Source organism: Sphingobium sp. CCH11-B1 (assembly GCF_001556865.1).
Taxonomy (GTDB): Bacteria; Pseudomonadota; Alphaproteobacteria; order Sphingomonadales; family Sphingomonadaceae; genus Sphingobium.
On the sequence record NZ_LSJY01000102.1, the window covers coordinates 1 to 5,064 of the forward strand.

A 5,064-nucleotide genomic window follows, 5' to 3' on the forward strand; every position below is an offset into this window, starting at 1 on the left:
CCGCACTCCGCTAATTTACGCCGCGACCTGTGCCAAATGTTCTGACGACGGACAGGTCGATCCGAGCTCGAGATCGACAAGAGCGCCGTCCTTCACACGGTACTCTCGGTCATAGCCCTTCGCCACGAAGGACTGCACGGCGTCCAGAACGTCTGTCACTTGAGTTGTCATCAACGCACCTCGAGTTCGGATTGTAAGGGTTGCGCGCCGACCGAAGGCGCGCATTGGCGCGGTGACCGACCAGCACTGAAGGTGCGGAGCGCCATCATAGCCACTTGGCTCGCTTGAAGCGGACGAACAGGAAAAGACAAAACGTCAGCATCAGGCCGAGCACGACGAAGTAGCCGTAAGCTGTGTCCAGCTCCGGCATGTTCTTGAAGTTCATTCCATATATTCCCGCGATCGCCGTAGGGACCGCGAGTATCGCCGCCCAGGCAGCGAGCTGGCGCGTGATGACGCCTGTCCTTTGCGCCTCGAGAAGGCTGCTGAACTCGAAGACCGTGGACAGCACCTGGAGGAGGCCATCGACCATGGACTGGACCCGATCGACATGGTCTGCGACGTCGTTGAAGTACGGCCGCACCTCAGCGCTGATGCATGGGAAATGTCCGCGAACAAGCTTGCGCACCAGTTCGGCCATAGCGCCAAGGGTTCGCTGGAAACGGGTCAATTCGCACCGCAAGCCGAAGATGCGCGCGACCTCCGCCCGCCCCAGGAAGTCGTCGAGCGATCGCCTCTCCATCGCGAGCACGTCGTCCTCGATCATTTCGAAGATCGGCAGATACTGATCGACGATGCGGTGAAGGATGGCGTGCAAGACGTAGTCGACACCCTTACCGAACTGAGCAGGCGAACCCTCAAGCTGCTCGCGAAGATTGCCGAGCGCTCCGGCGTTGCCGTGACGCACCGTGATCAGATGGTTGTGACCAGTGAAGATCGCCGTCTTGCCGTAGCGTATGCGGTCCCCGACCAGCTCGGCCGTCTGAGCGACGACGTAGAGCTCGCCGTTATAAACTTCGAGCTTCGGCGGGCACATCGGGTGCATCGCGTTATCGATCGCCAATGGATGCAGATTGTAGGTCGCCTGAAGCGCCCTCAGTTCGCTGACCGAAGGTTCGCTGAGCCCGATCCAGCAGAAGCCAGAGCGGTTCTTATCGAGCGCGATCCGCTCGTCGATAGCGACCTCGCGGATGCGGCGACCCTCGTTGTAGTAATACGCGGCGATGACGCTCATGCGGGCCTCGCCGGGATGACCAGGCCCCGCTGCACGGCTGGTCGGGCGAGGCCGCGATCCAACCAACCCCGGATGTTCCGATGTTCGGCCATGCGCAACAGGTCGCCGGCGTCATAGGTGCCGACCAGGGCATTGACCCAGCCGAGCGTCGCGATGTCGGCGATCGAATAGTCGTCGACGATCCACTCGCGTCCATCTAGCTGGCGATCCAAGATTCCCAGCAGGCGCTTGGACTCGTCGGCGAACCGTTGCTGAGGCCGTTTGTCCTCGTAGTCCTTTCCGCCCCAGCGTAGGAAGAAGCCCAGCTGACCGAACATCGGGCCGATCGCAGACATCTGGAAGAATACCCAGCTCAGCACCTCATAACGCTTGGCTGGTCCCGTTGGCATCAACAGGCCCGTCTTCTCGGCGAGGTAAACGAGAATCGCACCGGACTCCCAAACCCCGAGCGGTTCACCGTTGGGGCCCGACGGATCGATGATTGCAGGGATGCGTCCGTTTGGGTTCAGCGACAAGAAAGCGGGGTCTTTGGTCTCGTTCGTGCTGATGTCGATAAAGTGCGGCTCGTATGGCAGCCCGGTCTCCTCGAGCATGATGGAGACCTTGACGCCGTTGGGCGTGGGCGCTGCGTAGAGTTGCAGGAGATCAGGATCGGAGGCAGGCCAGCGCTCGGTGATCGGATATGACGAAAGGTCTGGCATGCTGGGGCGATCCTACCAAATCGATGGCCGGCAAACGGCATGACCGCTTGAGGGGCCGTTCGAGGACCGCATCGTTCGCCGATGCGGTCCCATTGCTTGCGATTCAGAGCGCTGTGTCGCGATAGCCGCTGCAGCTATTCCGCTGCCGCTCCAGTGGTAGACTGGGCGGCCCCAGCGTCATCACGCTTGGGGAGCACCCAATTCGCGCGCGGGAAATGGCAAGTGTAGCCGCCCGGGCGCTTCTCGAGATAGTCTTGGTGCTCCGGCTCCGCTTCCCAAAAATCGCCGACGGGCTCGACTTCGGTGACGACTTTGCCGTCCCATAGTCCGGACGCGTCGACGTCGGCGATCGTCTCCTCGGCGACTCGTTTCTGCTCCTCGTCGACATAGTAGATCCCTGACCGATAGGAGAGGCCGCGATCGTTGCCTTGCCTATCTTTCGTCGTCGGATCGTGGATCTGGAAGAAGTATTCGAGGATGTTACGGTAACTTGTCGCCGCCGGGTCGAAGATGATCTCGATCCCTTCAGCGTGAGTGCCGTGATTGCGGTAGGTGGCGTTCGGGACGTCGCCACCGGTGTATCCGACGCGGGTCGACACGATGCCGGGCTGCTTGCGGATCAGATCCTGCATGCCCCAAAAACATCCGCCTGCGAGAACAGCGCGCTGATGCATGTTACGCCTCCTCCACCTGATCGAGATATTCGCCGTAACCCTCGGCTTCCATCTCATCGCGCGGGATGAAGCGAAGGGCGGCCGAGTTGATGCAATAGCGCAGTCCGCCACGGTCGGCCGGACCGTCGGGGAACACATGGCCGAGATGGCTGTCGCCATGGACCGATCGAACTTCCGTACGGACCATGCCGTGCGAACTGTCCCGCACCTCGTTCACGTGCGCGGGGACGATGGGCTTGGTGAAGCTGGGCCAGCCGGATTTCGACTCGAACTTGTCCGTCGATGCGAAAAGCGGCTCTCCGGACACGACATCGACGTAGATGCCCGGTTCCTTGTTGTCGTTGTATTCGCCGGTGAAGGCCCGCTCCGTGCCGTCTTCCTGGGTGATCCGGCGTTGCTCGGGGGTCAGGCGGTCGATCGCTGCCTGAGACTTTTCAAACTTCATGATCGTCTCCAATACTTGGTTACAGGGCCAGGCACATTACGGACATCTTATCTTTCTTGACGGTCGCCTCGACTATCGCAGTGCCAAATATATTTATCCAATACGCTGTGCGTATAGTTTCTATAGCTCCGCTGTGATCAGCGGCGTTCAGTTCCACGCGTATCTGGCCGCTAGTTGCGCGATCTTTCGGATCTCAACCGGCGCCGTGGAGCCGGAGACAGTCGCGATCACGACTTCTCGCTCGAGGACGAACCCGTCGATCGGACGCGTAACCAGACCTTGGGCTGTAGCCGACCGCTCCGGAAGGATGCATATGGCCTCGCCTTCGGCGACGACCCGTTGCACCCAATCGTCACGATCGGACCGGAAGCGCGGTCGCATCAGCACCTCCCGTCGTGCGAAATGGTCTAGGATCTGCTCGCGAAACTCACACTTCAAACGATCGACGAACGGGAACTCCAACAGGTCCTCGCCGCGCACGATATCGCTCGCCGCGAGCGGGTGCTTTGCGGAACAGCCGAGCACGAAGCGCTCGCGGAACAGAGGTCGCACATCAAGCTTGCGGTCCGGCCGCGTCTCGCGGGGCAGGATGCATGCGTGATACTTGCCCGACAGCACCTCAGATGTGTCTTCACTCGCCCCAAGCGAATGCATCTTGATTTCGATCGATGGCACCTCGGCCAACGCGCTCTCGAAGAAAGCCGTGAAAAGCTTCGGCCCGACGGTCGGGGCGACGGCTACGTCCAACACCCGGTGCCTTCCCATGGCCCAGTTCTCAGAATGATGCCGAACACTTTTCATCGCGACTACCATGCGCCGAAATTCAGCCTCCACATCCTGGCCAAGACCGGTGAGACGGCTGTTCTTTCCATCGCGATAAATGAGCGGACCGCCGAGTTCCTCCTCCAGGCGTCGGATCGCGCGAGTCAGGCTTGGTTGGGAAACACCGCTCAACCGCGCCGCTGCTGTAAAATTCAGCGTCTCGGCCAAGTTGATGAAATAGCTGACCTGATTGAGTTCCATAGCCCTTCGGCCTGCACGCCCTGACTGATGCCGCTTCCAGACCGGTCTTATCGACCTCGTCCAGAAGTATGCGCGACGCATATAATCACGCTTTAGGGGCTTGTCTATATGCGCCACGCATATAAAAAGAATGTCTTGGACGGCTAGTCGGGACCTGATGGTGCTTCCGCTGGGTCCTACGGGTTTCGGCGCACCCGCTAAGTTGCCGTGGGAGGCTCGACGCTTATGGCAGGAACACCGTTCACGTTTTCCGGTAGTGGGGGCTCTGATCTAGCCGGGTATTTGGAGGCGCCGGAAGGTACGCCGCGCGGCTGGGCGATTTTCGCCCATTGCTTCACCTGCGGGAAAGACAGCCGCGCCGCCGTGTACATCGCACGCGCGCTTTCGCGGGCCGGTATCGGCGTCTTGCGGTTCGACTTCGCCGGCACGGGGATCGAGAGTCTAGCGGATGAAGCAATAAGCTTCGCTTCCGACGTCGACGATCTCAGGGCGGCCGCGGAGGCTATGACTGCCGCCGGTAAGGCGCCCTCCCTCCTTGTCGGACACAGCCTGGGTGGCACGGCTGCGATCGTAGCCGCCGCCGACTTGCCGGATATCGCAGCCGTAGTGACGATCGGTGCCCCGGCTGACCTTCAGCATATACTGCGCGTTTTTCAACCTGCCGACCTAGACGCAATAGCGCGCGAGGGCGAGGCATCTGTGAAGATTGCTGGTAGGCCCTTCCTGATCCGCCGCAGTTTCCTAGAAACTGTCGAAGAAGTTGATGTCGAGAAATCCATCGCCGCCCTTAGACGTCCGGTGCTGGTGATGCATTCACCGGTGGATCAAGTCGTGGGCATCGAGCACGCTTCGCGCATTTTTGTCGCATCGCGCCATCCCAAGAGCTTTGTTTCGCTCGACACGGCGGATCACCTTCTCACAGATGTCGAAGATGGTGACACGCCTCGAAGAGGAGACCCGGATCGGCAAAGGCGGGACCCTGGCGGC

General features: G+C 60.6%; 7 protein-coding genes. 1 reads left to right on the forward strand and 6 read right to left on the reverse strand.

Translation table 11 applies throughout. The features are described from left to right. Nucleotides 1-15: 15 nt before the first annotated feature. The 6 genes from AX724_RS23360 to AX724_RS11010 form a co-directional block, all read right to left on the reverse strand. On the reverse strand, nt 16-171 hold the full coding sequence (locus AX724_RS23360) for a hypothetical protein (RefSeq protein ID WP_156448057.1): 156 nt from the start codon (nt 169-171) through the stop codon (nt 16-18). 94 nt (nt 172-265) lie between these two features. Further along, nucleotides 266-1,234 carry a magnesium and cobalt transport protein CorA gene (locus AX724_RS10990; RefSeq protein WP_066766225.1) on the reverse strand — a complete coding sequence of 323 codons (969 nt, stop codon included), beginning with the start codon at nt 1,232-1,234 and terminating at the stop codon, nt 266-268. Further along, nucleotides 1,231-1,935: a glutathione S-transferase N-terminal domain-containing protein gene (locus AX724_RS10995; RefSeq protein ID WP_066766226.1), complete on the reverse strand. Its 705-nt coding sequence runs from the start codon at nt 1,933-1,935 to the stop codon at nt 1,231-1,233. Before AX724_RS10995 ends, AX724_RS10990 begins: the two co-directional genes overlap by 4 nt. 134 nt (nt 1,936-2,069) lie before the next feature. Next, nucleotides 2,070-2,666: a peptide-methionine (S)-S-oxide reductase MsrA gene (msrA, locus tag AX724_RS11000; RefSeq protein WP_443018701.1), complete on the reverse strand. Its 597-nt coding sequence runs from the start codon at nt 2,664-2,666 to the stop codon at nt 2,070-2,072. After that, a complete protein-coding gene (msrB, locus tag AX724_RS11005; protein WP_024350804.1) occupies nt 2,611-3,054 on the reverse strand; it encodes a peptide-methionine (R)-S-oxide reductase MsrB in 444 nt (147 codons plus the stop codon). Before msrB ends, msrA begins: the two co-directional genes overlap by 56 nt. A 147-nt stretch (nt 3,055-3,201) precedes the next feature. Next, nucleotides 3,202-4,077: a LysR family transcriptional regulator gene (locus tag AX724_RS11010; protein ID WP_164523377.1), complete on the reverse strand. Its 876-nt coding sequence runs from the start codon at nt 4,075-4,077 to the stop codon at nt 3,202-3,204. 282 nt (nt 4,078-4,359) lie between these two features. Here AX724_RS11010 and AX724_RS11015 point away from each other — a divergent pair. Then, nucleotides 4,360-5,064: alpha/beta hydrolase (locus AX724_RS11015; RefSeq protein WP_231736648.1), on the forward strand; the 705-nt coding region annotated here is incomplete at its 3' end.